The following is a 25427-nucleotide window of genomic DNA, read 5'->3' on the forward strand; positions in this document are numbered from 1 at the left end:
TTCATGGCCAGGTTCAGGCCGGTCTGGCCCCCCAGGGTGGGCAGGATGGAGTCGGGCCGCTCCATCTGGATGACCTGAGTGATGGAGGCGATGTTCAAGGGCTCGATATAGACGTGGTCGGCGATGTCCTTGTCGGTCATGATGGTGGCGGGGTTGGAGTTCACCAGCACCACCTCCACCCCCTCCTCCTTGAGGGCCCGGCAGGCCTGGGTGCCGGCGTAGTCGAACTCTGCGGCCTGGCCGATGACAATAGGGCCGGAGCCCAGCACCAGCACCTTTTTGATGTTCGGATTTTTGGGCATTACCAGGCTCCTCCTTCCATGCGACGGACAAAGCGGTCGAAGAGGTATTCCGTGTCCTGGGGGCCGGGGCTGGCCTCTGGGTGGAACTGGACGGTGTAGACGTTGCCGTTGGCGTAGCGCAGGCCCTCCACGCTCCCCTCGTTGACGTTGACGTGGGAGACCTGGGCCACCGCCGGGTCCACGCTCTCGGCGCGGACCACATAGCCGTGGTTCTGGGAGGTGATGAATACCCGCCCGGCGTCCAGGTCCTTTACCGGGTGGTTGGCCCCCCGGTGGCCGAAGGTCATCTTCTGGGTGGAGGCCCCGGTGGCCAGGGCCATGAGCTGGTGGCCCAGGCAGACGGCGAAGATGGGCAGGCCGGAGGCGTAGAGGTCCCGGATCTCGGCGATGATGGCCTTGTTGTCGGCGGGGTCGCCGGGGCCGTTGGAGAGCATCACCCCGTCGAAGTTCCCGGCCAGAATCTCGTGGCAGGTGGTGTGGGCGGGGAAAACCGTCACCTCACAGCCCCGCTCCTGGAGGCAGCGGATCATGTTCTCCTTCACCCCGAAGTCCATCAGGGCCACCCGGAGCTTCCGGCGGGTCCGGGCAGGGTAGATCTGGACCTCCTTCCGGCTCACCCGCTCCACGGTGCCCTGGACCCGGTAGGCCCGGATGCGCTCCAGGGCCTCCTCCATAGAAAAATCCTCCGTACAGGTGATCATGCCGTTCATGGTGCCCTGGCTGCGGAGGATACGGGTCAGGGCCCGGGTGTCCACCCCCTGAATGCCCGTGATGCCGTTTTGCTTCAGGTAGTCGTCCAGGTCCCCCTCACAGCGGAAATTGCTGCCTCGGCGGGACAGGTGGCGCACCACAAAGGCCTCGGCCCAGGGGCGGCAGGACTCGTTGTCCTCCTGGTTGACGCCGTAATTGCCGATGAGCGGATAGGACATGACAATGCCCTGCCCGGCGTAGGAGGGGTCGGTCAGAATCTCCTGATACCCCACCATGGAGGTGTTGAAGACCATCTCGCAGACGCGCTCCTCCGGCGCGCCAATGCTCTGCCCCTGGAAGACGCTGCCGTTTTCCAGAATGAGAGTTGCTTTCATCGTCTCGTATCCCGCCTTTCTCCAGATGTTTATCCCATCAATTTTATCCCAAAAATCCAGCGGTGGCAAGGGCCATTTTCCCGCCGGGAAAAATCTGTGCATTTGGCCCAAGCCGCCCGGCCTACCGGGCGGGAACCACGTCCAGGACGACCAGCTCCGGCGGGTTAAAGAGCCGAGGGACCCGGGTGGACTCCCGGGCGAGGCCCCGGCTCACCGCCAGGGTGGTCTCCCCCATTTGGTAGAGGCCCCCGGCGAAGGCCGGCAGGGGCCCCTGGTCGGGGGCAAAGAGGCCGTTGAGGAGGCCGGGGAGTCGCCACTGCCCCCCGTGGGCGTGGCCGGCCAGCACCAGGTCGAAGCCCCGGTAGTCCTCCGCCCGCTCCGGCCGGTGGGAGAGGAGAAGGGTGAAGTAGGCGGGATCGGCAGCCTCCGCCGCACGCAGGAGCTGCGCCTGCCAGGCCTCCTCCCCCACCGCCGGGTCGTCCACCCCGCAGAGGTTCAGGGGCTGGCCCTGAAAGACCACCGTGGCGCAGTCTCCCGCCAGCACGGTGACGCCCAGGGCGGCGATCCGCCCCTTCCAGACCTCCGCCCGGCCGCTCCAGAACTCGTGGTTTCCGGTGACATAAAAGGTGGGGTAGGCCGTCCCCAGGGCCCGGAGCACCGCCCAGGCGTTTTCCGGGTCCAGGGCGGGGTCGTCGTCCAGAATGTCGCCCCCCAGCAGCACCAGGTCGGGGTGGGCGGCCTCCACGGCGTCCAGCAGCTCCCGCTGGCCCGGACCGTAGGTGCAGGCGTGGAGGTCGGTGAGCAGGGCCAGCCGGACGGGCCGGGAGAGCTTTTCGGTGGAGAGGGTGTAGGTGCGGGTGACCAGCTCCTGGTCCAGGCCGGCGGCGGTGACGGCGGCGGCGGCGCAGGCCGCCGCCAGAAAAATCCAGCGTTTCTTGTGCTTCATGGGGGTCCCTCCGGGGTGTTTGATTTGGATGCAGTCCCATTGTACCACAGGAGGGGCGGACTGGGAAGCGGAAAAAGGGCCGGAGGCAAGCCTCCGGCCCTTACCGCGACCGCTGGGTGAACTCAGGGGTCTATATACTGCTGGCAGAACCGCATGAGCATCACCGCCACCTGGGCCCGGATGATGAAGTCGTTGGAGCCAAACAGGCCGTTGCCGTAGCCCCCGGCGATGCCCGCGCCGGCCGCCCAGCGGACTGCCCCGGCATACCAGGCCCCCTCCGGAACGTCCAGGAAGGGCAGGGGGCCGGGTTCCGGCTGGGGCTCCGGTTCCGGTTCTGGCTCCGGGACCTCCCGGAAGGTGAGGGAGACGGTCACATTGCCGCCGGGCTGGGTAAAGGACCAGGTGCCGTCGCCGTTGCCGGTGACCTCCACCGGACGGCCCCCCCGGGCCGGTGACGGTGATTTCGTCCACCACATAGCCCGCCTCGGGCTCCGGGGTGATGGTAACGGTGCCGCCCCGCGCCGGCCTGGCGGGGGAGAGGCTGACGCCGCCGCCCTGGGACGTCTCCACGCTGGGCCGGTAGGTGGGCTGGGAGGCGGAACCGCCGCCGGAGCTGCCACCCCTGCCGCCTGTGCTTGTTCTTTCAAAGACAGCAACAAGATTTCGGTCTGCGGAAAGGGTAAATTGATAGTTCGCGTTGGTGCTGACCTCCGCGCCGTTTTCCGTCCAGCGAACAAAGCGGCAGCTGCTGTTGGGGGCGGCTGTCACAGTCACGAGGGCGCCGTCCTCAAACGTCCCGCCGCCGCTGACGGCGCCGCCATTCCCGGCGGTAACGGTCACTGTCCAGGAATGATAGGACGTGGCGGTAATCGCGCCGTTTATCTCGGTGGTAGTCGCTTCCGCGTAGGTGCTGGTGGCGGGATTCCCGGTATCAATCCCTTTGGAGAGGGTAACGGTAAGGGCGCGGAGCTAGGGCTTGTTTGAAAAATGTCAACATGCCCAACCGGCGGGTCTTTTGCCCCCTGGACGTATACGGGCACGTCACTGACCAGATGAAGAAGGAAAGCGCCGCCTGCATGGAGTCCTACATCAAGGACATTCTAAACCTGTAGAGGGTAAATTAAAGGGTATTTGCCCTCAAACAGCAAAAGAAAAAGCCTAGAACCGTTGCGGCTCTAGGCTTTTCTATTGGCGGAGAGAGAGGGATTCGAACCCTCGAGACGCTATTAACGCCTACACGATTTCCAATCGTGCGCCTTCGACCAGCTCAGCCATCTCTCCACTGGACAACGTGGATTATTATAACTGTTTTTTCACCACACGTCAAGGGGAAAACAAAAAAACTTATAAATTTTCTGGTCGTCCCACTGCAAAAGGAAAACGGGAGCGGGATTCACCCGCCCCCGTCCAGAGTGGCCTCACCGCCGGCCGGTAAGATCGTCGCCGATCTCCTCTATGGCCCGTCCAGTACCCCTGGCTGCATCCTTGACTGCGTTGCCGGCATCGTCCACCGCGTCCTTGACATCGTCGCCAACGGAGTTCCCGTTCTGACTGTCACCCTCCACCTGTCCGTCCTCACCGGCATGGTAATTGTCGGTGGGCATGACCCCGTCCGACTCCATGGGAGAGACCGAGTGCGTGGGCTCCAGCGTGGCGGAGGGCCGGGCGGTCTCCACCGGGCGCACGGTCTCCGGCGGGGCGGCGCTGGCCGAGGGCTTGGCCGTCACGTCGGGGGCGTTGCTTCTGGAGCAGCCCGTCAGGGCGCCTGCCAGCGTCAGGGCACAGAGCAGGGTGAGATACCTTCCTTTCATATCCGTTCCTCCCTCATGACAAATGATACTGCGTTCAGGTTCCCATCCGAGGGTTAGTATGCCTGTTCCCCGTGGCATTACCCGCGGAAAAATTTTTTGTAAGTTTGAAAAAAAGACTTGCAAACAGGAATGATTCCTGTTATACTACAAACAGTAACGAGAATTATTCCTATTTATGGCGAGGTGGACTATGACCGGCAAGCGTTATTCCCGGCAGAGGGAGCTGATCTATCAGAAGCTGCTGGAGACGGATGCGCACCCCACAGCAGAGATGCTCTACCAATGGCTCAAGCCGGAAAATCCCAGTCTGAGCCTGGGGACGGTCTACCGGAACCTGAACCTGCTGGCGGAGGACGGGGTCATTGTTCGGATGCCGTTCCCTGTGGAGCGGTATGACGCCCGCACCCATCCCCACCCCCATTTTCGGTGCAAGGTATGCGGCGGCGTCTACGACCTGGGGGAGCTGCCCTATGACGGCGGCCTGGACCAGGCTGCCGAGCGGTGCAGCGGCCACCAGGTGGAGCGCCACGAGCTGATCTTCACCGGAACCTGTGTCCACTGCACACAAAAGCATTGATTTTCCACCAAAAATATGATATTGTGAACAAAGAGTCAAGCGAAGATCCAAAAATTTTTAGGAGGTCATATGACATGGAACTGAAACTTTACCGCTGCGCCCACTGCGGCAACATCGCCTTCAAGCTGGTGGACAAGGGGGTCCCCCTGATGTGCTGTGGTCAGAAGATGGAGGAGCTGGTCCCCAACACCACTGACGCCGCCCTGGAGAAGCACGTCCCCCAGATCACCCGGGATGGCAATCACGTCACCATCCAGGTGGGCTCCACCATCCACCCCATGCTGGAGGAGCATTACATCCAGCTCATCGCCGCCGTGTCCGGCAACAAGGTCACCTTCCAGCTCCCCAAGCCCGGCGACGAGCCCGTTCTGAAGACCGGCGGCGCCGACCCCGTCACCGCCTATGAGTACTGCAACCTCCACGGATTCTGGAAGGCCCAGGAGTAAGGGGCTCCCTTCCCAGCCGATTTTCATTTTTAGAAAGGACGTGTATTTCAATGGAACTGAAGGGCAGTAAGACCGAGGCTAATCTTTGGAAAGCCTTCGCCGGGGAGTCCATGGCCCGCAACAAGTATACTTACTTCGCCAGCAAGGCCCGCAAGGAGGGCTACGAGCAGATCGCCGCCATCTTTGAGGAGACCGCCGGCAACGAGAAGGAGCACGCCAAGCTGTGGTTCAAGGCCCTGGGCGGCATTGCCACCACCGCCGAGAACCTGCTGGCCGCCGCCGAGGGCGAGCACGAAGAGTGGACCGAGATGTACAAGGAGATGTCCGAGACCGCCCGGGAGGAGGGCTTCCACGCCCTTGCCGACGCCTTCGCCGCCGTGGCCAAAATTGAGAAGAGCCACGAGGAGCGCTATGTGAAGCTGGCTGAGAACCTCTCCAACAGCGAGGTCTTCAAGCGCAGCGAGGTCAAAGTGTGGTACTGCCGCAACTGCGGCCATCTGGAGTACGGCGTGGAGGCCCCCGAGGTCTGCCCCGTCTGCGCCCATCCCCAGGCCTACTTCGAGATTAAGGCCGAGAACTACTAAGCATTTCCCCCGACAGAATCAGGGCCCGGCGGCGCGTATTGCGCCGCCGGGCCCTTCCCTGCTGTGCGGGGAAGAAAAGCGTCCCCCCGGCGCCGCTGTGCGGCGCCGGGGGGACGCGCCTTTTCCGGGAATGCTGTTTTTAACAGGGCGCCTCAGGCGCTCAGGGCGGACTGAATGGCGTCGAAGACGGTGTCCTGGTCCTCGCACATCACCAGGAGGATGGTGCCGTCGTCCAGGGTCTCCAGCCGGGCGGCATTGGCAATTTCATACTGGTCGGCCAGGTACTGCTCAAAGCTCTGCTTCTGCTGGTCGATGAAGCCCTGGAGGCCCGCCTGAACCTCCTCGCTCGTGCCGTCGGCGGGGAGGACGGCGGCGATGCCATAGGCCCGGATGTTCATGGGCGAGACGGCCACGGCGAAGGCGGCGGCGTTCTCTTCGGTGATGCCCAGCATGGGCAGAATGAGGGCGGCCATGTCGTCATCGGCGGAGGTGATGACGGGCACAGCTTCGTTCATCTCCGCGTCCCGGGCCCCCTCAATGGCGGCCTGGTAGGCGGCGGTGTACTCCTCCGGGGTCATGACGGCCTGGCTCTCCTGGCCTCCGCCGCCGGAGCAGCCCGTCAGGGCGGAGACGAGAAGGACAGCGGCCAGGGACAAGGTCAAAATTCGTTTCATGGGTTGGATTCTCCTTTTCTATTTGTGTCACACCCTCCTTGGACGGCGGCCGCCGGGATTTGTTCCCCCGGCGCAGAAATAATTTTGATCTGGCTCCCGTCGGCCAGGATCACGGCGGTGCCGCCGGGCTCCAGGGCGCCGCAGAGCAGGAGCTCCGCCAGGGGGTCCTCCACCTGGGCCCGGATGGTCCGGCGCAGGGGCCGGGCGCCGTAGGCCGGGTCAAAGCCCGCCTCGGCCAGCAGATCCAGGGCCTTTTCACTGACCTGGAGGGCCACCTCCCGGGCCTCCAACCGGGGACGGAGCCGGTCCAGGAGCCGCTGGGCCACCCGCCGCAGCTCCGGCCGGGTGAGCTGCCGGAAAACGATGGTCTCGTCGATGCGGTTGAGGAACTCGGGCCGGAAGACCTTTTTCAGGTCCTCCAGCACCCCCTCCCGCGCCGCCCCGGCGGAGTGGGTCTCCCCAGTCTCCTGAGAGACGAAGCCCAGAGGGGCGCTCCGGCTGGTGAGCCGGGCGGCCCCCACATTGGAGGTCATCACCACCACGGTGTTCCGAAAGTCCGTCTTGTGCCCCTGGGCGTCGGTGAGGACGCCGTCCTCCATAATCTGGAGGAGGATGCCCCACACATCGGGGTGGGCTTTCTCGATTTCGTCAAAGAGGACCACAGAATAGGGCCGGCGGCGGACCCGCTCGGTGAGCTGTCCCCCCTCCTCGTGGCCCACATACCCCGGCGGGGAGCCCAGGAGCCGGGAGACGGTGTGCTTTTCCATATACTCGGACATGTCGAAGCGCAGCAGGGCCTCCTCGGTGCCGAAGAGGGCTGCGGCCAGGGCCTTGCACAGTTCCGTCTTGCCCACCCCGGTGGGGCCCAGGAAGAGGAAGGAGCCGATGGGACGGTCTGGCTCCTTGAGTCCTACCCGCCCCCGGCGGACGGCCTTGGCCACCGCCTTCACGGCGTCGTCCTGTCCCACCACCCGGCGGTGGAGCTCTGCCTCCAGGGCCAGCAGCCGCTCCGACTCCGCCCGAGTGAGGGCGGTCACTGGGATGCCGGTGGCGTCGGCCACCACTGCGGCCACATCCTCCGCCTCCACGCTCTGGGGGGCCTGGTCCAGCCGCCAGGCACGGCGCTGGGCGGTGAGCTCGCTGCGAAAGTCCCGCTCCGCGTCCCGGAGCATGGCCGCCCGCTCGAAGTTTTGACCCCGGATGGCGGCCTCCTTTTCTAGGGCGGCCTGCCGGGCCTTGTGCTCCAGGCTTTGGAGCGCGGGGGGCGTCTCCAGCTCTCCCAGGCGGACTCGGGCGGCGGCCTCGTCGATGAGGTCCACCGCCTTGTCGGGCAGGAAGCGGTCGGGCAGATACCGGGCGGAGAGCCGCACCGCTGCCTCCAGGGCCCCGTCGGTGATGCGCAGGTGGTGATGGTCCTCGTACCGCTCCCGCAGGCCCCGGAGAATCTCCAGGGCGGCGGCGGGGGCGGGCTCCTTCACCAGCACAGGCTGGAAGCGGCGCTCCAGGGCGGCGTCCTTTTCAATATACTTCCGGTACTCGGCCAGTGTGGTGGCCCCCACCACCTGGAGATCTCCCCGGCTCAGGGCAGGCTTGAGGATGTTGGCCGCGTCAATAGCCCCCTCGGCGCTCCCCGCCCCCACGATGGTGTGGAGCTCGTCCAGAAAGAGGATCACATCCCCGGCGCGCCGGACCTCAGCCAGGAGGGCCTTCACCCGCTCCTCGAACTCCCCCCGGTACTTGGTCCCCGCCACCATGGAGGACAGGTCCAGAGCCAGCAGGCGCTTGCCCCGCAGGTCCTCGGGCGCCTGTCCGGCGGCGATGCGCCGGGCCAGGCCCTCGGCGATGGCGGTTTTACCCACGCCGGGCTCTCCGATGAGGGCCGGGTTGTTCTTCTGCCGCCGGGAGAGGATCTGAATCACCCGGCGGAGCTCCTCCTCCCGGCCCACCACCGGGTCCAGGAGGCCGGCGGCGGCCTGCCGGGTCAAGTCTTTTGCGAATTGTTCCAACACCTTTGCATCTCCCCGTTCTGTATAGGGCTGCTTTGGCGCCCTGCCGGTCCGGGCGGGGCCCGGCGGAGCGCCCCCCATGGCCCCCAAGAGGGCGGCCCGGAGATGGGCGGGGTCCACCCCCGCGCCGGCCAGGACCTGGAGGCCGGCCCCCTCGCCGGCCCCCAGGAGGCCCAGCAGCAGGTGCTCGGTGCCGATGTGCCGGGCCCCCAGCCGGCCCCCCTCGCCGGCGGCCAGCTCCACCGCCCGGCGGCAGCGGGGGGTCAGGCCCTGACAGGGCCGCCGGCCGGCGGACCCCGTCCCCACCTGGCGGACCACTGCGGTCCGAAGGCACTCCGAGTCCGCCCCGGCGTTTCGCAGCACCCGGCAGGCCGCTCCCTGGCCCTCCCGGGCCAGGCCCAGCAGCAGATGCTCGGTTCCCACATAGCTGTGGCCCAGCTCCGCCGCGGCGGTATGGGCCAGCTTCAGGGCCGACTGGGCCCCTGGGGTGAATCGGACTTCCTGGATGACGTCTCACCTCGCTCCTCTCGTTCCTGCGTCGGCGGCGGCTGCCGCCGGGCGTGGGCCCGGCTGTGTGGGGCCCCCTCCAGCTCCGGGGCCAGGGCCCCGGCAAACTCGGCGTCATAGCGCTGTTTTTGTTCCCGCAATGGTACGCACCTCCCGACAATCTGAACCATGCAGGTCTATTTTGCCCAGGTGTGGAAAAGTTAGACAAGCGGAAAGAAAATTGGTGTGGGAATTTTGAAGAAATAAGGATTGCTTTTTTTGAAATCTGTGATAGAATGGGGGTACATTGAAATTGGAGGTGTTCCCAATGGCCTATGTTATCAGCGACGCTTGCGTGAGCTGCGGCTCCTGCGCCGACTCCTGCCCCATGGGCGCGATTTCTCAGGGCGACAGCCAGTATGTCATCGATGCCAATACCTGCATCGACTGCGGTTCCTGCGCTGACACCTGCCCCACCGGCGCCATTTCCCAGGGCTAAGCGCAATCGTTGAGCTACATAAAAAGCGGCGGGTCCTCTTGGACACCGCCGCTTTTTATGTTATGATGGTCCTGGCGGAGAGGGCTGTGGCTCCCCCGCCGGAAAAAGACAGAACGGAGGGCCAAATATGAACCAGATCGGCAAAAAGGACCAGCTCCTCGTCGGCTTCACCCTGTTCTCTCTGTTCTTCGGGGCGGGGAACCTGATCTTTCCCCCGGAGGTGGGGTCCCAGGCTGGAACTCTCACCTGGCTGGCCATGGCGGGCATGGCCCTCAGCGCGGTGGGCCTGCCGGTGCTGGGGGTGGTGGCGGTGGCCCGGGCCGGGGGGCTGGACGCCCTGGGAAACCGGGTCCACCCCCTCTTCTCCAAGGTCTTCGCCGTGGCGGCCTACCTATCCATCGGGCCCTGCCTGGCCATTCCCAGGACGGCCAGCACCTCCTTCGAGATGGCGGTCCCCCCCTTCGCCGGGCCGGAGGCCCCTACGGCCCTGCTCCAGCTCCTCTACTCCCTGGCCTTCTTCGCCGGGGCCCTGGCCCTGGCCCTGCGGCCGGAAAAGCTTACGGACCGGCTGGGGAAGCTCCTGTGCCCCCTGCTGCTCCTGCTGATCGTGGTGTCCTTCGCGGGGTGCCTGCTGAACCCCCTGGAGGGCTACGGCCCGCCCCAGAGCCCCGACTACGCCGCCCATCCGACGGCCCAGGGCTTTCTGGACGGCTATCAGACCATGGACACCATCGCGGCCCTGGCCTTCGGCATTGTCATCGCCCTGAACATCCGGGCCAGGGGCGTGGAGGAGGACAGGACTGTGGTGGGCTGCACCGTCCGGGCCGGCTGGATGGCAGGAGCCCTGCTGCTGGCGGTCTACTCCATGCTGGCCCACATGGGCGCCCTGTCCGGCGGGGCCTTCCCCGGGGCCGCCAACGGCGCGGAGGTCCTGTCCCAACTGATTACCGCCCTCTTCGGACTGCCGGGCAGTATTCTGTTGGCGGCCATCTTTGTGGTGGCCTGCTTCAACGTCTGCGTGGGCCTCATCAGCTCCTGCGGGGAGTATTTTGCCAAGCTCTTTCCCCGCCTGCCCTACCGGGCCTGGGCGGTGCTCTTTGCCGTGGTGAGCATGGTCATCGCCAACGCCGGGCTGGACCTTATTTTGCAGGTTTCGGTGCCGGTCCTCAACATCATCTATCCGGCGGCCATCGTGCTGATCCTCCTCTCCTTCCTCCAGCGGTGGATCGGCTCTCTGCGGTACCTCTACCCGGCGGCGGTGCTCCTCACCGTCGCGGCCAGCCTCCTCTTCACCCTGGGGGACCTGGGCCTGCTGCCCGCCGCCCTGCGGGAGCTGCTCTACCGCCTGCCCCTGGCCGCCCAGGGCCTGGGCTGGCTGCTCCCCGCCGCTCTGGGGGCCGTGGCGGGGGGGCTCCTCTCCCTCCTGCCCGGCCGCAGCACCGCCGGATGACCCGCCGGCAGCACCGCCTCTTCCGCTCCAAACGGAGTGAAATGGGCGGTGTTTTCTGTGGAGAGCCACCCCCAAAAAAGGTGGAAACGGCCCCAGGAGCCTAAATCGTCGATATGCACAAAGAAAATGGACGCTGCGCAGAACGCGGCGTCCATTTTCTGATTCAGGCTACGATATTTTTTCCAAGATTGACAAAATACCCGGCTGTTGTCAGCGAAAATCTGCGCCGGAAATTGTGCAGAGTGTCCCCTGTCCCAGTGGGAACCCAGAGCATAAACCGCTCCGAATGGAACATAAATGAAACCGTTTGGAAAAATAGTCTTGCAAAGTACATTCAAATCGGTTACAATCTGGTTACAAACAAAGACAATGAGAAACAAACTTCATAAGGAGGAAACACGCGACATGCACAAGCACCTTTTGAGTCTCATGCTTTGTCTGACCCTGTTCGGTTCCCTGAGTACCATGGCCCTGGCGGCGGAAGAGACTGCGGAAGACGCCGGGACGGCTGAGGCGGAAGCAGTCATCGAGCTCACTGCGGAGGAGGGCTCCGAAGCGGCTCCTGTGTCCACAGAGACGGCTGAGCCCGCCGAAGCTCTGGAGGCGGATGTGTCCACTGAAACTGCGGAGGCGGCCGCCGGGATCACCGGCCCCTACTTCCTGCTGGACGGGGTACCCTATGCGGACCCCGCCATGACGGCCTGCAACAATGTCTACTATGTGTCTCTGACCAACGCGGTGCAGGCCCTGCGGCCCGACGCCGCCATCACCTGGGAGGGGGAGTACGCGGTGGTCACCGCTGACGGCCTCACCATCCGGGTCCGGGTGGGGGACCAGTATCTGGAGGCCAATGGCCGCTATCTCTATATCTATCATCAGGTCTTGTCCGGCGGCGGACAGGTCCTGGTCCCCGCCCGGATCATCGCCCAGGCCATGGGCGCCTGGGTGGAGTGGCACCAGGACACCGGGGAACTGGAGTTCCACGCCGGCAGCGGGGCCATCGAGTCGGGGGATACCTTCTATGACAGCGACTCCGTCTACTGGCTCTCCCGGATCATCAGCGTGGAGAGCGGCAACCAGCCCCTGGACGGAAAGCTGGCGGTGGGGACCGTCATCATGAACCGGGTGGAAAGCCCCCTGTTCCCCGACACCATCTATGACGTCATCTTCGCCCCCAACCAGTTCAGCCCTGCCCAGAACGGCACCATCCACCGGGAGCCCAACGCTGAGAGCGTCATCGCCGCCAAGCTGGTGCTGGAGGGCATCCGTGTGGGAGGGGAGAGCCTGTACTTCGTCAACCCCAGCGTCACCCCCAATAGCTGGGCCCAGCGCAACCGCACCTATGTCACCACCATTGGAGCCCACGCGTTCTTTCGCTGAGGGGCCTGAGAAAAACCGCAGACGCCAGTTCGGCGTCTGCGGTTTTTTGTCACACGCGCACCACCCGGCCCTGCTTCCGCTCCGGCGGGTCAGGAGACAGCGCAGCACTTCTTCCTTCCTATTGCTTCCATCCTTTCGTCCGGCTTTTGGTGGATGCATTCATCCAAAGAGGGGCCGGTCCCGCCAGCCCCCGGCGGAGTCCTCCCGAAGGGGGAGGTCTCGAAAGACGGCCTCTGCCGCCGCCAGAAAGGCCGCCGGGTCGGCCGCCTTCCGCAGGGCCTTGGCGTGGCGCTCCCCGCCCGCAAAGAGGAAGATGAGGTAGGACCACAGCTCCTTCATCCGCATCATGGCGGCCCGGCGGTTCTGGAAGGCCCCGGCATAGCCCTCATACAGGGTCTGGTGGTACTCCCGGAGCTCCTGCCGCCCGGCGGCAGGGCCCCCCTGGGCCTTTCGGAAGAGGGCTGGGTCCCCCGCCAGGCCCCGGCCGGCCATCACCGCCTCCAGGCTGGGGAAGCGCTTCTTCAGGGCGGCGATCTCTCCCACCGCCGCCAGGTCCCCGTTGTAGCACAGGGGCAGCGCCAGGGCCTCCGCCGCCTGCTGGAATGCCTCCAGGTGGACGCCGCCCCGGTAAAACGCCTCCCGGACCCGAAGGTGGACGGTGAGCTCCGCCATGGGGTAGCGGCCCAGGAGGGCCAGCAGGGGGCCGAACTCCGCCGGGTCCCGCCAGCCGATTCGGGTCTTCACCGAGACAGACACCTCAGCCCCGGCAAAGACGGCGTCCAGGAACCGCTCCAGCTCCCCCAGGTCCCGGAGGAGACCGGCCCCCTTCCCCTTGGCGCTCACCGTCCCCGAGGGACAGCCCAGGTTCAGGTTGACCTCCCGGTAGCCCAGGTCCCCCAGGGCGCGGGCGCACCACAGGAAGTCCTCCGCACTCCGGGTCAGGAGCTGAGGGACGGCGCACAGCCCAGCGTTCTGCTCCGGGGCGAGCTCCCGGAGGTCCCGCTTCTGAAAGTGGTGCTCCTTCCCCGGGGAGAGAAAGGGCATGAAATACTTGTCCACCCCCGGGAAAAAGCGGTGGTGGATCGAGCGGAACACCTGGCCGGTGATCCCCTCCATGGGGGCGGCATAGCAGCGCACGGTCAGACCCTCCCCCCTGCCGGGCCCCGCCACACCCGAAACCGCAGCTCCGGGCAGGCGGCCCTGGCCAGGGCCTCGAAGTGCCGCCGGTCCTCCTCGCTCTGGAAGGCCCGGAGGGGGAGAATCAGATAGCCCTCCTCCTCCCCAAAGAGGTAGTAGAACTCCCGCCCCCGCCAGAGCTTTTTCAGCTTCCAGTCCAGCAGGACGGCGGTGTTGGCGTCCTGCCGCGCGATGTCCTCCCGGGTGAAGAGGAAGGAGACCGGCTTCCCCAGCTCCGGCCGGCGGTCGAAGATTCGCCCCGGCTGGATGCCGTACAGCCAGACCCCGTAGAGGGCCACCATGACCGAGAGCACCAGAATCAGAGTGTTGAGAAAGCTCACCCGCTCCATGAGGACGGTCATCACGGCGGATAGCCCCAGGGCCAGGGCCAGCACCAGCACCTGGACCCAGCTCACCAGATGGCTTTTGCGCAGATAGCAGCGAACCGCCCGGACATACTCCCCCCGGCTGAGCTGGAAGGAGGCCCGGACCTGTTCCTCTGGGGGCCGACTCATGAGAGCCCCCGCTTATAGGCCTCGGCGGCCTCCAGAAGCTCCCCGGCCCCGGCCAGCTGGGCGGGGGTGAGGCTCCCGCCCCCGGTGAGCCGGGCCAGCTCCTCCTGGCGGCGCCGGCGGGAGAGGCGCTCCACCGCTGTGAAGGTCCGGCCCTCCCGCTCCCCCTTCTCCACCGAGAAGTGGACGTCGGCCATGGCGGCAATCTGGGGCAGATGGGTGACGCAGAGGACCTGCTTGCGCCGGGCCACCTGGGCCATTTTCTCTGCCACCTTCTGGGCCGCCCGGCCGCTGACGCCGGTGTCCACCTCGTCAAAGACCAGGGTGGTGACGTCATCGTTCTCCGCCAGGACGTTCTTGAGGGCCAGCATGATGCGGGAGAGCTCGCCCCCGGAGGCGATCTTCTGGATGGGCTTCAGGTCCTCCCCCACGTTGGCCGACATGAGAAACTGCACCTGGTCCATGCCGGTGGCGTCCATGGCCTCCTCCCCCTCCTTGGGGGCGAACTCCACCTGGAAGCGGACCTTAGGCATGTCCAGCTGCCGCAGCTCCTCCTGGATGCGCCCCTCCAGCTCCTCCGCCGCAGCCCGGCGGGCCTGGGAGAGGACCTCCCCCAGGGCCCGGGCCTCCTTCCGGGCGGCAGCCAGCTTCTTCTCCAGCCGGGCCAGGGCGTCACTGGAGCACTGGAGCTCCTCCAGCTCCGTCCGGCACCGCTCCAGATAGGCGAGCATGTCCTCCACGGTGTCGCCGTACTTCTTCCGCAGGCGGTAGATCACGTCCAGGCGGCCCTCCACCTCGTCCAGGGCTCCGGGCTCCATGTCCAGGCCGTCCAGGAGGTCCCGGACCTGCTCGGCGGCATCGTCGGCGGCGCAGCGGAGCTCAGTGAGCCGCTCCGCCAGGTCGGAGACCTCCCCGCTGACGTTCCGCACCCCATGGATGGCCCCCTCGGCCTCGGAGAGCAGGGCGGCCGCCCCGGGGCTGTCCTCGTCCCCGGAGAGGGCCAGCCGGGCCCCCTCCACCGCGCTGAGGAGCTTTTCAGCGTTGCGCAGCACATTCCGGCGCTCCAGAAGGGCCTCCTCCTCCCCGGGCTGGAGCTCGGCCCGCTCCAGCTCCCCGATCTGGAAGGCGAGGCTGTCCGCCCGCCGGGCCTTCTCGGCCTCGTCCATCTGGAGGGCGGCCATCTCCCGGCGAATGGCGCTCATGGCCTCATAGGCCCTCTGGAAGGCGGAGAGGGCCTCCCCGGCGCCGCCGAAGCGGTCCAGGTAGTCCAGGTGGCAGGCGGGGTCCAAGAGCTGCTGGCCGTCGTGCTGGCCGTGGATGTTCAAAAGCTGCCGCCCCAGGGACCGGAGCTGGGAGACCGTCAGGGGCCGGCCGTTGAGGCGGCAGACGTTCTTCCCGTCGGCCTGAATCTCCCGCTGGAGGAGCAGGCTCCCCTCCCCGTCGGGGCCCAGGCCGTTCCCGGCAAACCAGGGCAGGGCGGGCAGCGCGGTGAACTCGGCGCTCACCAGGGCGGACCTGGCCCCGGTGCGGATGAGGTCCCGGGAGGTCCGCTCTCCCAGCACGGCGCCGATGGCGTCCACCACAATGGACTTGCCGGCGCCGGTCTCCCCGGTGAGGGCGTTGAAGCCCCGGTCGAACTGGATGTCCGCCGACTCGATGACCGCGATATTTTCAATGTGGAGCAGAACGAGCATGGGTCCACCTTCCTTTTACTGGAGCATCGTGTGAATTTCGTCGCAGAAGGCCGCCGCCTGCTCGTTATCCCGCATAATGAGGAGGGCGGTGTCGTCCCCCGCCAGGCTCCCCACCAGGCCGGCGATCTCCATCCCGTCAATGGCGGCGCAGGCCGCCGAGGCCAGCCCCGGCATGGTTTTGAGCACCACGATGTTCTGGGCCCGGTCGAAGGAGGTGACCCCCTCCTTGAAGATGGTCCGCAGGCGTCCGGCGAAGTTGAGGCTGTTCTTCCGGCCGGAGACGGCGTACCGGTAGGCGCCGTAGCCGGTGAGCTCCTTCACCAGATGGAGCTCTTTGATGTCCCGGGAAATGGTGGCCTGGGTGGAGGTAACGCCCCGCGCCCGCAGCTCTGAGAGGAGCTGGTCCTGAGTCTCCACGTCCACCTCCTCGATGATGCGGAGAATTTCCGCCTGCCGCTTGCTCTTCATTTCCCGTCACGTCCTTCCCAACTTTTGGTTGATGATCTCGTAGAAGCTGTGGTCCATGAGCCGCACCAGCCGGGTCACCCGCCGGGAGCGCCGGACCTCTACCACGTCTCCCCCGCTGAGCCGGAAGGCCCGGCCTCCGTCCGCCGAGAGGTAGGCCGTCTTCCGGGACTGCCGCCCAATGCGCACCGAGACCACCCGGTCCCGGCCCATCACCAGGGGCTTGGCATGGAGGGAGTGGGCGCAGATGGGGGTCACCAGGATGTTCTCCGCCGTGGGCTCCACAATGGGGCCCCCAGCCGACATGGAGTAGGCCGTGGACCCTGTGGGGGTGGCCAGAATGACCCCGTCCCCGGAGAACTCGTAGACGTGGACCCCGTCCCCCCGGACGCTCAGGTCAATCACCCGGGCCACCGCCCCCTTGGTGACGACGGCGTCGTTGAGGGCCAGGTCCCGGTAGAGGACCTCCCGGCCCCGGCGCACCGCCACATCCAGCATCATGCGGTGTTCGATGGTATATTTCCCCTCCACCAGCCGGGCCAGCTGGTCCAGCTCCCCGTGCTCCAGCTCGGCCATGAAGCCCACGCTGCCCATGTTCACCCCCAGCACGGGGATGTCGCGGGTCAGGGCGTCCTTGGCGGCGTGGAGGATGGTGCCGTCTCCCCCGAAGCAGAGCAGGAAATCCGCTGTTTTCAGCTCCTCCTGCATGTTTCGGTAGTCCTGGCCCTTGGGGAGGTCCATCCTGGCCCCCTGGTCCAGGGAGAAGGGAAGGCACAGGGCGGTTTCGATGCCGCAGCGGGCCAGGACCTCCCGGGCCCGCAGGGCCGTCTTGAGCCCCCGGTCCCGGTAGGGGTTGGGGCTGAGCACCACCTTCATGGCCGCTCCCCCCCCCCCAGCTCCCGGTGGGACCGGTCCACTAGTCCGGCCAGGTCCCCGGCATAGGGCTCTCCTGCCCCGGCGGAGAGAAGGCCCAGGTACTCGATGTTCCCCTCGGGCCCCCGGATGGGGGAGAAGTCCAAGCCCGCCACCGTGAAGTCCCCCTGGGCGGCGTGGGTCAGGAAGCCCTCCAGCACCTCCAAATGGACCTTGGGGGCCCGGACCACCCCCTTCTTGCCCACCTTCTCCCGGCCGGCCTCGAACTGGGGTTTTACCAGACAGACCGCCCGGCCGCTGTCCTTCAGCAGGCCCCGGAGGGCGGGCAGGATGAGCCGCAGGGAGATGAAGGAGACATCCACGCTGGCGAAGTCCAGGGCTTCGGGGATCTGCTCCCGGGTGAGATAGCGGGCGTTGGTCCGCTCCAGAGGGACCACCCGGGGGTCGGTGCGGAGCTTCCAGGCCAGCTTGCCGTAGCCGGTGTCCACGGCGTAGACCTTCTCCGCCCCCTGCTGGAGCATACAGTCGGTAAAGCCCCCGGTGGAGGCTCCGATGTCGGCGCACACCAGACCGGTGAGGTCCAGGCTGAAGACCTCCATGGCCTTGGCCAGCTTCAGGCCCCCCCGGCTCACATAGGGGATGGCCTGGCCCCGGACCTCAATCCGGGCCTCCTCGTCCACGCCCTGCCCCGCCTTCAGGGCGGGGCGGCCCTCCACAAAGACGCAGCCCCCCATGATATCGGCCTGGGCCCGCTGGCGGCTCTCCGCCAGGCCCCGCTCGCACAGGAGAACGTCCAATCGTTTTTTACCCACGCTTCCACACCTCCAACGCCGCCCGCTCCAGGGAGGCATGGTCCAGACCGCACAGCCGCCGCAGCTCGGTGACGGCGCCCTGGGGGAGGTACCCCTCCCCGGCGCTGCACAGCCGCACCGCCCGGAGGGAAATCCCCTTCTGAGCCAGGCCGGCGCACAGCCGCTCCCCCGCAGAGCCGATGGCGGCGCACTCCTCCGCCACCAGCAGCCGCCCGGTCTTCCCCACCGAATCCGCCACCGGCCCAATGTCCAGGGGGGCGAGCCGGTTGAGCTTGAGGACCTCCGGGCGGCAGCCCCTGGCCTCCAGGGCCTGGACAGCCTCCAGCACCTGATTCACCGTCACGCCGTAGGTCACGATGGTCAGGTCCCGGCCCTCCCGCAGGACGGCGGCGGAGGCGGGGCCGCCGTCGGCCTGGTAGGCCCCTTCGCCCCCTCGGGGGTAGCGGATGGCCACAGGCCCCCGGTCCTCCAGCACCGCCCGGCGCAGCATGACGCGCAGCTCGGCAAAGCTGGCCGGGGCGTAGAGGGTCAGCCCCGGCACGGTGGAGAGGTAGGCCACGTCGAAGATCCCGTGATGGGTCTCCCCGTCCTCCCCCACCAGTCCGGCCCGGTCCACCCCCAGCACCACATGGAGCCCCAGGATGCCCACGTCGTGGAGGAGCATGTCGTATCCCCGCTGGAGAAAGGAGGAGTAGACGGCAAAGACCGGCAGGCTCCCCTGCTTGGCCATCCCCGCAGCCATGGCCACGGCGTGGCCCTCGGCGATGCCCACGTCAAAGAAGCGGCCGGGGAACCGCTCCGCAAAGGCTCCCAGGCCGGTGCCGTCCCGCATGGCGGCGGTGATGGCGCAGACCCGGCGGTCCTCCTGGGCCAGTGCGCACAGGGTCTCGCCGAAAACGGCGGAGAAGGAGGGGCCGGAGGACTGGAGGGGCTTTCCGTCCTGGACGCAGAACCGCCCCACCCCGTGGTAGGCGTCTGGGTTCTTCTCGGCGGGAGGATAGCCTCTGCCCTTTACCGTGCGGATGTGGAGGAGCACCGGGGACCTGAGCTCCCTGGCGTAGCGCAGCAGCCGGGTGAGGCCCCGGACGTCGTGGCCGTCCACCGGCCCTAAGTAGGTAAAGCCCATGTCCTCGAAGAAACTGCATGGGAGCAGGGTCTCCTTCACCGCCGTCTTGACTTTGTGGGTAAGGCGGTAGACATGCTGCCCGCCGGGCAGGGCGGACATCAGCCGCCGGTAGCCCTTTTTGAAGCGGAGGTACTGGGGCTTGAGGCGCTGGTGGGCCAGGTACCTGGCCACGCCCCCCACATTCTCCGTAATGGACATACCGTTGTCGTTGAGAATGACCAGAAGGGGCTCCCCGCTCTGGCCGGCGTTGGACAGGCCCTCGTAGGCCAGCCCTCCGGTGAGGGCCCCGTCCCCCAACAGGGCGATGACGCTGTAGTCCTCCCCCAGCTGGGTCCTGGCCCGGGCCATGCCCAGGGCCACCGACACCGCGTTGGAGGCATGTCCGGCGATGAAGGCGTCGTGGATGCTCTCCCGGGGCTTGGGGAAGCCGGAGAGGCCCCCGAAGCTCCGCAGGGTCTCCATGGCCCCGTCCCGGCCGGTTAGGAGCTTGTGGATATAGCACTGGTGCCCCACGTCAAAGACCAGCCGGTCCCGCCCGGTGTCAAAGACACGGTGGAGGGCCACGGTGATCTCCACCGCCCCCAGGTTGGAGGCCAGATGGCCTCCGGTCCGGGAGACCACGTCCAGCAGCCGGGCCCGCAGGCGGGTGCACAGGGCCTCCGCCTCCCCATCGCTGATGGCCCGCAGATCGGGCGTCTCTTCAAATCCTGTCAAGCGCACACCTCCCACCCCCGCAGGGGCCTTTAGTGAAACAGCCAGGAGCCGAAATAGCCGATGGCCGCCCCCAGCACCGCCCCGGCGAAGACCTGGAAGGGGGTGTGGCCCAGCAGCTCCTTGAGCTCCTTGCCGAAGAGCTCCGGCTTCATTTCCGTCCAGTGCTCCATCATATAGTTGAGAATTTTGGCCTGTTCCCCGGCGGCCTTGCGGACGTGGGAGGCGTCGTACATCACCACGATGGCCAGCACCGACGCAACGGCAAAGAGGGCCGAGGACCAGCCGTACAGGTTCCCTGTGGCGGCGGCGCAGGCGCAGACAAAGGCCGAGTGGGAGCTGGGCATTCCGCCGCTGCTGAGGATGCTCCGAAAGTCCAGCCGGTGCTTCTGCACCAGGACCCCGATGACCTTCAGCACCTGTGCCACCGCCCAGGCCGCGGCGGAGAGAACCAAAATCAGGTTTCCCAGGTGGTAGTTGGGGAAATTGTCCATAGGCCCTCAGCACTCCCGTCCCGCCAGGGAGACGGCCAGCCACCGCAGGAAGCCGGCCTCCGGCCCGAAGGGGGCCAGGGCCTCCACCGCCTCCCCGGTGAGCTTCTCCACCAGCTCCCGGCAGGCGTCCATTCCCAGCAGGGTCACAAAGGTGGTCTTCTCGTTGGCCCGATCGGAGCCCACGGGCTTGCCCAGGGTAGCCTGGTCCCCCTCCACATCCAGCATATCGTCCCGAACCTGGAAGGCCAGGCCCAGCTTCTGGGCGTAGCGCCGGACGGCGGCCCGGGCCTCCTCCCCGCCCCCGGCGGCGATACAGCCCATCTCGGCGGCGGCGCTGAGGAGGGCCCCGGTCTTGCACCGCTGGAGGTACTCCACCTCAGAGCGGCTCACCGCCCGCCCCTGGGCGGCCATGTCCAGGGCCTGTCCCCCCACCATTCCCCGGGCCCCCGCCGCCCGGGCCAGGCAGGCCGCAGCGGCCAGCACCCGCTCCGGGGGCAGGCCGCCGCTCCCCTCCAGGGCGGTCTCGAAGGCGGCGGTGAGCAGGCCGTCCCCGGCCAGCACCGCCGTGGCATCCCCGAAAATTTTGTGATTGGTGGGCTTGCCCCGGCGCAGGTCGTCATCGTCCATGCAGGGCAGGTCGTCGTGGATGAGGGAGTAAGTGTGGACCATCTCCACCGCGCAGGCGAAGGGCAGGGCCTGCTCCGGCGTCCCGCCGCACATGCGGCAGGCCTCCAGGGTGAGCACCGGCCGGATGCGCTTGCCGCCCCCCAAAAGGCTGTACTCCATGGCGTCATAGAGGTCGGCCATGGGCTCCCGGTCCCGGAAGCTGGCCGCCAGCCGCTCTTCGATGAGGGCCTGGTCCTCCCGCAGGCGCAGTTGTCCCTCCACGGCTCACCCCTCCCCGTCCAGCGGCTCCTCCACCGGCTGCCCGTCGGCGCCGGCGGTGAGCCTGGTCACCTTCTGCTCCGCCTTGTCCAGCAGCGCGGAGCACTGCTTCATCAGGCCGGTCCCCTCCTCAAAGAGGGCCAGGGACTCCTCCAGGGGGGCCTCCCCCTTCTCCAGCAGGGCCACGATCTCCTCCAGACGGGCCATGGCCTGCTCAAAGGTCTTTTTCTCCATCGTCTTTTCCTCCCTGGGTCCCGGAGGTCCGGGCCCGCAGTGTTTTCTTTCCCTCCACCCGGCAGTCCAGGCTGCCGTCGGCGAGGCGCACCGCCAGAAGATCCCCGGGGTCCACCCCCCGCACCGAGGAGACCACATCCCCCTCCGGCGTGCGGGCCACGGCGTAGCCCCGCCCCAGCACCTTCAGGGGGCTCAGGGCGTCCAGGGCGGCGGCCAGCCGGGCGAAGCGCTCCCGCTCCCCCGCCAGGCTTCTGGTAAGGGCGTGGGAGAGCCGCCGGCCCTCATAGTCCAGGAGCATCCGCCGGTCGGCCAGGTAGTTCATGGGGTCCTGGAGGACCCGGCTGCGCCCCAATCGGTCCAGCTCCCGCCGGGTCCGGTCCAGCCGGCCCTCCATCAGCGCGGAGAGCCTGCCGGCGTAATTGGCCAGACTGGCGCGGAGCTCCTTCTGGTCGGGCGCCGCCAGCTCGGCGGCGTTGGAGGGGGTGGCCGCCCGGAGGTCGGCCACAAAGTCGGCGATGGTGACGTCTGGCTCATGTCCCACGGCGGAGATCACCGGGATCTCGCAGTCGTAGATGGCCCGGGCCACCCTCTCGTCGTTGAAACACCACAGGTCCTCCATGGAGCCGCCCCCCCGGCCGGTGATGAGGAGGTCGGCCACCCGGTGGGCGCTGGCGCAGCGGATGGCGGCGGCGATCTCCGCCGGGGCCTCCGCCCCCTGGACCCGCACCGGCAGCAGGACCACCTCCGCCAGGGGATACCGGGCCCCCAGAATCCGCAGCATGTCCCGCACCGCCGCCCCGGCGGAGGAGGTCACCAGGGCGATCCGCCTGGGATAGCGGGGCAGGGGCTTTTTGTGGGCCGGATCGAAGAGCCCCTCCCGGTAGAGCTTCTCCTTGAGCTGCTCGAAGGCAGCGTAGAGGTCCCCCACCCCGTCGGGGGAGAGCTCCGAACAGTAGAGCTGGTACTGCCCGTCCCGGGGGAAGGCCGACACCCGGCCGAAGGCGATGACCTTCCTGCCGTTCTCCGGCCGGAACCGCAGACGGGCGGCCTCCCGGCGGAACATGACGCAGCGGATGGCCCCGCCCTCGTCCTTGAGGGAAAAGTAGTGGTGGCCGGAGGGGTAGGTTTTATAGTTGGAGAGCTCCCCCCGGACGAAGAGCCCCCCGAGAAAGCCGTCCCGGTCCAGCAGCTCCTTGATGTAGCCGTTGACCTGGGAGACGGTGTAGATATTCTGGGTCATGCTTCTCTCCCTTCCGTCAGGGCCCGGTGGGCCAGGACGGCCACCCCCAGGGCGTTATCGGCAGAGTACTGGGGCGGGGCAAAGACGGCCCCGCAGGCCGCCGTCAGCTCCGCCCGGAGGATCCGGTTGGAGGCCACCCCGCCGGAGCAGAGCACCGGCAGGCCGGGGCGCTCCTCCAGGGCCGCCTGGGTGACCCGCCGCACCACATCGGCCACAGTGGAGAGGGCGAAGCGGGCCACCTGTGCGGGCTCCGCCCGCCCGGCCAGGGTCCGGACCTGGTTCTCCACCCCGGAGAGGGAGAAGGCGAGCCCCTGGGTCTTCACCCGGAACCCCTCCCCAGGCCCGGTCTCCCCGGCCAGGGCGTCCAGGGCCTTTCCGGCGGGGAAGTCCAGGCCCAGCAGCTTCCCGGTGCGGTCGATGAGCTTCCCTGCGGAGAGGTCGCTGGCGCCGCCGATCTTCTCGGCCCGGACGCCGCGCCCTTCCGGCGTCACATAGAGCAGCTCCGTGGTGCCGCCGGAGAGGTGCCAGGCCAGGCAGGGCCGGTCCAGCAGGTCGGGCCGGCCGGCGGACCAGGCGGCGGCGGCGATGTGCCCCTGTTGGTGGGAGCAGGGGAAAAAGGGGATCCCCAGGGCGTCCGCCAGACAGCGGCCCAAGGACTCCCCCGCCAGAAAACAGGGCATGTAGGAGCCCTCTACCCACCGGGGTTTTACGCTGGCCCCCACGGCGGCCAGGCCGGCCAGCCGTCCCTCCTCCCGGAGCTGGTCCAGGAGCTCCGGCAGGCGCTTGACGTGCTGGAAGAGGGCGTCGCTCTGCCGCAGGCCCAAAGTTCCCGGGGGCACCTCCAGCAGACGGCCCAGCCCGCAGACCTCCGCCCCGTCGAAGAGGGCGGCGGAGGTGGTGTAGTTGCTGGTGTCCAGGCCCAGACAGCGAAGGGCGGTCATGCCTCTTCCTCCGCCGCCGGTGCGGGGGCCTTGGCCCGCTCCGGAGGGAGCTCCCCCCGGACGAAGGAGCCCAGGATGCCGTTGATGAAGGCCGCAGTCTCCGGGGTCTCGTACCGCTTGGCCCCCTCCACCGCCTCGTTGATGGCGGCCCCGGCGGGGATCTCCGGCATATACAGGATTTCATACATGGCCACCCGCATCACGGCGGCGGCCGTCCGAGAGATGCGGGAGAAGGACCAGCCCACGGCGTACTTGGCGATATAGCCGTCCAGCTCGGGACCATGGGCGTCCACGCCCTTGACCAGCTCGGTTATGTACCGCCGCTGCTTCTCGTTGGGGAACTCGTTGTAAAGGGGGTCCTCCTCTTTGAGCTGTTCAAAGTTCTCCCGGGTCAGGGAGACCGCCAGCAGCTCGTCCGCGGTCCGGTTGGAAAAGCCCAGGGCGAAGGCCAGATGGACGGCAATCTCCCGGGCGCTGCTTCTGGTCATGGTCGCTTCCTCCCACATCTCTTGTAACTGGCGTATGCGTAATCATATACATTTTATTATATACAGTTCCGCCTGGAAAATAAACCCCCAATTTCCCCGGAAAGGCGCAAAAAAGGGCATTGAGCCCGCCGAAGCCGCCCAATGCCCCTGGAGGCGCCTTTCTTACGGAGCCTTCTTGGGCTCCTTTTCAAAGAGCACGCCGCCCACGCTGACATTGACGGCGGCGACGGTGAGACCGCTGGTGGCCTCGACGCTGTTGGCCACAGCCTCCTGAACCGCCCGGCCCACCTCGGGGATGGTATAGCCGTACTTCACCAGGATGGCCACATCCACGGTGACGCTCTCCTCCTCCACATGGAGGTGGATGCCCCGGCTCAGGGTCTTCTTGCCCAGCAGCTCGGCCAGGTCGGTGCCCAGGTTGGCGGCCAGACCCCCCACGCCCTCCACCTCCAGGGCGGCGGCGGCGGCGATGACCGCCAGCACTTCCTCAGAAATATGGATATTCCCCAGCTCGTCGGACCGGGAGACGTACTCTCTGCCTTCGCTCACTGTGGTCACGCTCCTTTTTCGGTTTGTGGTTATTGTACCACAATGAACGCCGCTTTACAATCCAAATTTTGAAACGGAAACGGGCGGAGCGCCAGAACAGCGAGAGGGCAGAAACCGGCGGTCATCGAGCGGGCCCGGCGGCGTTCTCCGCCGGTTTCCCCTAGGGCGTGTTTGAAAAATGTCAACATGCCCAACCTGCGGGTCTTTTGTCCCCTGGACGGCGCAATTTTTCCTTGAAATCCGCCAGGATTCCTGGGTCAAAATTGCTTGCCAGCGGCCCAAAATCCCTCGCTGCTGGACACATCGCCAATTTTCAAACAAGCCCTAAACCCTCCGGGCGCCAAACATCAAAAAACAGGGACGGCGGCCGCCGTCCCTGTTTTGCGGTTCCCCTCAGCTCGCCTCGATGATCTTAATCTGGCTGGCCGAGAGGCCGGTCTCCTCCTGGACAATCTCGCTGATCCTGGCGGTGTCTGTCTCGGTGAGGGCGGCGCCGCCGTTGGAGACCACCACACTGATGCTGCCGTCGCTGAGAAACGCCACACAGTCGGCGTAGCCCTTGGCGGTGACCAGGTTTTCGATGTTGGCCTCGGCGATGGTGTAGGCCGCCATGGTCTGGATGGCCTCGTTTGCCTGGGCCACCGCCTCCTCGCCGGCAGCGGCGTCGGCCGCCGCCTCCTGAAGGAGGGACAGGGCGCTGTCCCGGGCCTGCTGCCGGTTCAGCCGGGCGCTGTCGAAGTAGCCGGAGCTGCTCCCGGAGGCGCTCCCCTCCTCCGCCGCCGGGGTGGCCGTAGGGGAGGGCGTGCCCTCCAGCAGGGGGTCGCTGGTCTGGGCCCCCACCAGGGCGGCCTCTCCCAGGACCTTCCCCGTGTCCTCCGAAGCCGACATGCCCTCCTGGCTGTAGGACCAGTTGAGGTACACCGCCGCGCACACGAAGAGCACGATTGCCGCCACCACCGCGTTCCGCTTCCAAAGTTTCAT

Annotated in this window: 30 protein-coding genes, 1 tRNA gene and 1 pseudogene; 7 read left to right on the plus strand and 25 right to left on the minus strand. The window is 67.0% G+C overall.

The genetic code is table 11. The features are described 5' to 3' along the window. The 5 genes and pseudogenes from Q0K09_RS02705 to Q0K09_RS10730 all read right to left on the minus strand — a co-directional run. Positions 1-302 (minus strand): hypothetical protein (locus tag Q0K09_RS02705; protein WP_294472534.1); only part of this gene is annotated, 302 nt, incomplete at its 3' end. Next, positions 302-1387 (minus strand): carbamoyl phosphate synthase small subunit, encoded by a 1086-nt coding sequence (locus Q0K09_RS02710; RefSeq protein WP_294472537.1) that lies wholly within the window; start codon positions 1385-1387, stop codon positions 302-304. The genes Q0K09_RS02705 and Q0K09_RS02710, both read right to left, overlap by 1 nt. 121 nt (positions 1388-1508) lie before the next feature. Further along, entirely contained in the window at positions 1509-2333 is an 825-nt protein-coding gene (locus Q0K09_RS02715) for a metallophosphoesterase (RefSeq protein ID WP_294472540.1), read from the minus strand. 122 nt (positions 2334-2455) lie between these two features. Continuing rightward, complete coding sequence (locus tag Q0K09_RS02720; RefSeq protein WP_294472543.1) at positions 2456-2809, minus strand: S-layer homology domain-containing protein; 354 nt, start codon at positions 2807-2809, stop codon at positions 2456-2458. Between the two features lie 172 nt (positions 2810-2981). Further along, a pseudogene (locus tag Q0K09_RS10730) lies at positions 2982-3173 on the minus strand (hypothetical protein); the annotation flags it as partial. 140 nt (positions 3174-3313) lie between these two features. Here Q0K09_RS10730 and Q0K09_RS02725 point away from each other — a divergent pair. Then, the gene (locus Q0K09_RS02725) at positions 3314-3445 is read left to right on the plus strand and encodes a hypothetical protein (RefSeq protein ID WP_294472545.1); all 132 of its coding nucleotides are present in this window, start codon (positions 3314-3316) and stop codon (positions 3443-3445) included. 77 nt (positions 3446-3522) lie between these two features. Here Q0K09_RS02725 and Q0K09_RS02730 read toward each other — a convergent pair. Beyond that, positions 3523-3614, minus strand: a tRNA-Ser gene (locus Q0K09_RS02730). A 137-nt stretch (positions 3615-3751) separates the two neighbouring features. Next, positions 3752-4144, minus strand: coding sequence for a hypothetical protein (locus tag Q0K09_RS02735; RefSeq protein ID WP_294472547.1), 393 nt, complete (start codon positions 4142-4144; stop codon positions 3752-3754). Between the two features lie 190 nt (positions 4145-4334). Between Q0K09_RS02735 and Q0K09_RS02740 the strand changes: the two genes are divergently transcribed. The 3 genes from Q0K09_RS02740 to rbr all read left to right on the plus strand — a co-directional run bounded on the left by Q0K09_RS02740 (position 4335) and on the right by rbr (position 5751). After that, positions 4335-4721, plus strand: a complete 387-nt coding sequence (locus Q0K09_RS02740) for a transcriptional repressor (RefSeq protein ID WP_294472549.1) — start codon at positions 4335-4337, stop codon at positions 4719-4721. Positions 4722-4795: 74 nt separating this feature from the next. Continuing rightward, complete coding sequence (locus tag Q0K09_RS02745) at positions 4796-5167, plus strand: desulfoferrodoxin family protein (protein WP_294472552.1); 372 nt, start codon at positions 4796-4798, stop codon at positions 5165-5167. Between the two features lie 50 nt (positions 5168-5217). Then, complete coding sequence (rbr, locus tag Q0K09_RS02750; RefSeq protein ID WP_294472555.1) at positions 5218-5751, plus strand: rubrerythrin; 534 nt, start codon at positions 5218-5220, stop codon at positions 5749-5751. Positions 5752-5903: 152 nt separating this feature from the next. On the opposite strand, the gene Q0K09_RS02755 is transcribed toward rbr, so the two are convergent. From Q0K09_RS02755 to Q0K09_RS02765, 3 genes are read right to left on the minus strand one after another with little or no spacing between them, the layout of a single operon-like run. Continuing rightward, positions 5904-6425 (minus strand): DUF4358 domain-containing protein, encoded by a 522-nt coding sequence (locus tag Q0K09_RS02755; RefSeq protein WP_294472557.1) that lies wholly within the window; start codon positions 6423-6425, stop codon positions 5904-5906. After that, on the minus strand, positions 6422-8938 hold the full coding sequence (locus Q0K09_RS02760) for an ATP-dependent Clp protease ATP-binding subunit (protein ID WP_294472652.1): 2517 nt from the start codon (positions 8936-8938) through the stop codon (positions 6422-6424). The genes Q0K09_RS02755 and Q0K09_RS02760 overlap by 4 nt, the downstream gene beginning before the upstream one ends. Next, the gene (locus Q0K09_RS02765; RefSeq protein ID WP_294472560.1) at positions 8896-9078 is read right to left on the minus strand and encodes a hypothetical protein; all 183 of its coding nucleotides are present in this window, start codon (positions 9076-9078) and stop codon (positions 8896-8898) included. The genes Q0K09_RS02760 and Q0K09_RS02765 overlap by 43 nt, the downstream gene beginning before the upstream one ends. A 167-nt stretch (positions 9079-9245) precedes the next feature. Between Q0K09_RS02765 and Q0K09_RS02770 the strand changes: the two genes are divergently transcribed. From Q0K09_RS02770 to Q0K09_RS02780, 3 genes are all read left to right on the plus strand, one after another. Then, a complete protein-coding gene (locus Q0K09_RS02770) occupies positions 9246-9416 on the plus strand; it encodes a 4Fe-4S binding protein (RefSeq protein ID WP_130849795.1) in 171 nt (56 codons plus the stop codon). Positions 9417-9543: 127 nt separating this feature from the next. Further along, the gene (gene brnQ, locus Q0K09_RS02775) at positions 9544-10866 is read left to right on the plus strand and encodes a branched-chain amino acid transport system II carrier protein (RefSeq protein WP_294472568.1); all 1323 of its coding nucleotides are present in this window, start codon (positions 9544-9546) and stop codon (positions 10864-10866) included. Between the two features lie 405 nt (positions 10867-11271). Beyond that, positions 11272-12246, plus strand: a complete 975-nt coding sequence (locus Q0K09_RS02780) for a cell wall hydrolase (protein ID WP_294472571.1) — start codon at positions 11272-11274, stop codon at positions 12244-12246. Positions 12247-12405: 159 nt separating this feature from the next. Here Q0K09_RS02780 and Q0K09_RS02785 read toward each other — a convergent pair whose 3' ends face one another. From Q0K09_RS02785 to Q0K09_RS02855, 15 genes are all read right to left on the minus strand, one after another. Further along, positions 12406-13383, minus strand: a complete 978-nt coding sequence (locus tag Q0K09_RS02785) for a tRNA-dihydrouridine synthase family protein (protein ID WP_294472573.1) — start codon at positions 13381-13383, stop codon at positions 12406-12408. Positions 13384-13385: 2 nt separating this feature from the next. Beyond that, positions 13386-13937: a YcxB family protein gene (locus Q0K09_RS02790; RefSeq protein WP_294472576.1), complete on the minus strand. Its 552-nt coding sequence runs from the start codon at positions 13935-13937 to the stop codon at positions 13386-13388. Beyond that, positions 13934-15628, minus strand: a complete 1695-nt coding sequence (gene recN, locus Q0K09_RS02795; protein ID WP_294472579.1) for a DNA repair protein RecN — start codon at positions 15626-15628, stop codon at positions 13934-13936. Before recN ends, Q0K09_RS02790 begins: the two co-directional genes overlap by 4 nt. A 15-nt stretch (positions 15629-15643) precedes the next feature. After that, entirely contained in the window at positions 15644-16096 is a 453-nt protein-coding gene (locus Q0K09_RS02800; protein ID WP_294472581.1) for an arginine repressor, read from the minus strand. A 6-nt stretch (positions 16097-16102) separates the two neighbouring features. Beyond that, on the minus strand, positions 16103-16969 hold the full coding sequence (locus Q0K09_RS02805) for an NAD(+)/NADH kinase (RefSeq protein ID WP_294472582.1): 867 nt from the start codon (positions 16967-16969) through the stop codon (positions 16103-16105). Further along, positions 16966-17817 (minus strand): TlyA family RNA methyltransferase, encoded by an 852-nt coding sequence (locus Q0K09_RS02810; protein WP_294472585.1) that lies wholly within the window; start codon positions 17815-17817, stop codon positions 16966-16968. Before Q0K09_RS02810 ends, Q0K09_RS02805 begins: the two co-directional genes overlap by 4 nt. After that, positions 17771-19618, minus strand: coding sequence for a 1-deoxy-D-xylulose-5-phosphate synthase (dxs, locus tag Q0K09_RS02815; protein WP_294472587.1), 1848 nt, complete (start codon positions 19616-19618; stop codon positions 17771-17773). Before dxs ends, Q0K09_RS02810 begins: the two co-directional genes overlap by 47 nt. A gap of 29 nt (positions 19619-19647) precedes the next feature. Beyond that, positions 19648-20109: a divergent PAP2 family protein gene (locus Q0K09_RS02820; RefSeq protein WP_294472589.1), complete on the minus strand. Its 462-nt coding sequence runs from the start codon at positions 20107-20109 to the stop codon at positions 19648-19650. Between the two features lie 6 nt (positions 20110-20115). Next, positions 20116-20997, minus strand: coding sequence for a polyprenyl synthetase family protein (locus tag Q0K09_RS02825; protein ID WP_294472592.1), 882 nt, complete (start codon positions 20995-20997; stop codon positions 20116-20118). Between the two features lie 3 nt (positions 20998-21000). Continuing rightward, positions 21001-21228 carry an exodeoxyribonuclease VII small subunit gene (gene xseB / locus Q0K09_RS02830; protein ID WP_294472594.1) on the minus strand — a complete coding sequence of 76 codons (228 nt, stop codon included), beginning with the start codon at positions 21226-21228 and terminating at the stop codon, positions 21001-21003. After that, positions 21209-22468 carry an exodeoxyribonuclease VII large subunit gene (xseA, locus tag Q0K09_RS02835; protein ID WP_294472597.1) on the minus strand — a complete coding sequence of 420 codons (1260 nt, stop codon included), beginning with the start codon at positions 22466-22468 and terminating at the stop codon, positions 21209-21211. Before xseA ends, xseB begins: the two co-directional genes overlap by 20 nt. Further along, the gene (locus tag Q0K09_RS02840; protein ID WP_294472600.1) at positions 22465-23409 is read right to left on the minus strand and encodes a DNA-binding protein; all 945 of its coding nucleotides are present in this window, start codon (positions 23407-23409) and stop codon (positions 22465-22467) included. The genes xseA and Q0K09_RS02840 overlap by 4 nt, the downstream gene beginning before the upstream one ends. Beyond that, a complete protein-coding gene (gene nusB / locus Q0K09_RS02845) occupies positions 23406-23897 on the minus strand; it encodes a transcription antitermination factor NusB (RefSeq protein ID WP_294472603.1) in 492 nt (163 codons plus the stop codon). Before nusB ends, Q0K09_RS02840 begins: the two co-directional genes overlap by 4 nt. 162 nt (positions 23898-24059) lie before the next feature. Then, positions 24060-24446 (minus strand): Asp23/Gls24 family envelope stress response protein, encoded by a 387-nt coding sequence (locus Q0K09_RS02850; protein ID WP_294472605.1) that lies wholly within the window; start codon positions 24444-24446, stop codon positions 24060-24062. A 393-nt stretch (positions 24447-24839) separates the two neighbouring features. Further along, a complete protein-coding gene (locus tag Q0K09_RS02855; RefSeq protein WP_294472608.1) occupies positions 24840-25427 on the minus strand; it encodes a SpoIIIAH-like family protein in 588 nt (195 codons plus the stop codon).

Source organism: uncultured Intestinimonas sp. (genome assembly GCF_944387725.1).
Taxonomy (GTDB): domain Bacteria; phylum Bacillota; class Clostridia; order Oscillospirales; family Oscillospiraceae; genus Intestinimonas.

Bases quoted from the DNA above. Each gene is read 5' to 3' on its own strand.
- Q0K09_RS02710 (WP_294472537.1), bottom strand. From the start codon at position 1,387: ATGAAAGCAACTCTCATTCTGGAAAACGGCAGCGTCTTCCAGGGGCAG.
- Q0K09_RS02715 (WP_294472540.1), bottom strand. From the start codon at position 2,333: ATGAAGCACAAGAAACGCTGGATTTTTCTGGCGGCGGCCTGCGCCGCC.
- Q0K09_RS02720 (WP_294472543.1), bottom strand. From the start codon at position 2,809: ATGTGGTGGACGAAATCACCGTCACCGGCCCGGGGGGGCCGTCCGGTG.
- Q0K09_RS02735 (WP_294472547.1), bottom strand. From the start codon at position 4,144: ATGAAAGGAAGGTATCTCACCCTGCTCTGTGCCCTGACGCTGGCAGGC.
- Q0K09_RS02740 (WP_294472549.1), top strand. From the start codon at position 4,335: ATGACCGGCAAGCGTTATTCCCGGCAGAGGGAGCTGATCTATCAGAAG.
- Q0K09_RS02745 (WP_294472552.1), top strand. From the start codon at position 4,796: ATGGAACTGAAACTTTACCGCTGCGCCCACTGCGGCAACATCGCCTTC.
- rbr (WP_294472555.1), top strand. From the start codon at position 5,218: ATGGAACTGAAGGGCAGTAAGACCGAGGCTAATCTTTGGAAAGCCTTC.
- Q0K09_RS02755 (WP_294472557.1), bottom strand. From the start codon at position 6,425: ATGAAACGAATTTTGACCTTGTCCCTGGCCGCTGTCCTTCTCGTCTCC.
- Q0K09_RS02770 (WP_130849795.1), top strand. From the start codon at position 9,246: ATGGCCTATGTTATCAGCGACGCTTGCGTGAGCTGCGGCTCCTGCGCC.
- brnQ (WP_294472568.1), top strand. From the start codon at position 9,544: ATGAACCAGATCGGCAAAAAGGACCAGCTCCTCGTCGGCTTCACCCTG.
- Q0K09_RS02780 (WP_294472571.1), top strand. From the start codon at position 11,272: ATGCACAAGCACCTTTTGAGTCTCATGCTTTGTCTGACCCTGTTCGGT.
- Q0K09_RS02790 (WP_294472576.1), bottom strand. From the start codon at position 13,937: ATGAGTCGGCCCCCAGAGGAACAGGTCCGGGCCTCCTTCCAGCTCAGC.
- recN (WP_294472579.1), bottom strand. From the start codon at position 15,628: ATGCTCGTTCTGCTCCACATTGAAAATATCGCGGTCATCGAGTCGGCG.
- Q0K09_RS02800 (WP_294472581.1), bottom strand. From the start codon at position 16,096: ATGAAGAGCAAGCGGCAGGCGGAAATTCTCCGCATCATCGAGGAGGTG.
- Q0K09_RS02805 (WP_294472582.1), bottom strand. From the start codon at position 16,969: ATGAAGGTGGTGCTCAGCCCCAACCCCTACCGGGACCGGGGGCTCAAG.
- Q0K09_RS02810 (WP_294472585.1), bottom strand. From the start codon at position 17,817: ATGCCTCCCTGGAGCGGGCGGCGTTGGAGGTGTGGAAGCGTGGGTAAA.
- Q0K09_RS02820 (WP_294472589.1), bottom strand. From the start codon at position 20,109: ATGGACAATTTCCCCAACTACCACCTGGGAAACCTGATTTTGGTTCTC.
- xseB (WP_294472594.1), bottom strand. From the start codon at position 21,228: ATGGAGAAAAAGACCTTTGAGCAGGCCATGGCCCGTCTGGAGGAGATC.
- xseA (WP_294472597.1), bottom strand. From the start codon at position 22,468: ATGACCCAGAATATCTACACCGTCTCCCAGGTCAACGGCTACATCAAG.
- Q0K09_RS02840 (WP_294472600.1), bottom strand. From the start codon at position 23,409: ATGACCGCCCTTCGCTGTCTGGGCCTGGACACCAGCAACTACACCACC.
- nusB (WP_294472603.1), bottom strand. From the start codon at position 23,897: ATGACCAGAAGCAGCGCCCGGGAGATTGCCGTCCATCTGGCCTTCGCC.
- Q0K09_RS02855 (WP_294472608.1), bottom strand. From the start codon at position 25,427: ATGAAACTTTGGAAGCGGAACGCGGTGGTGGCGGCAATCGTGCTCTTC.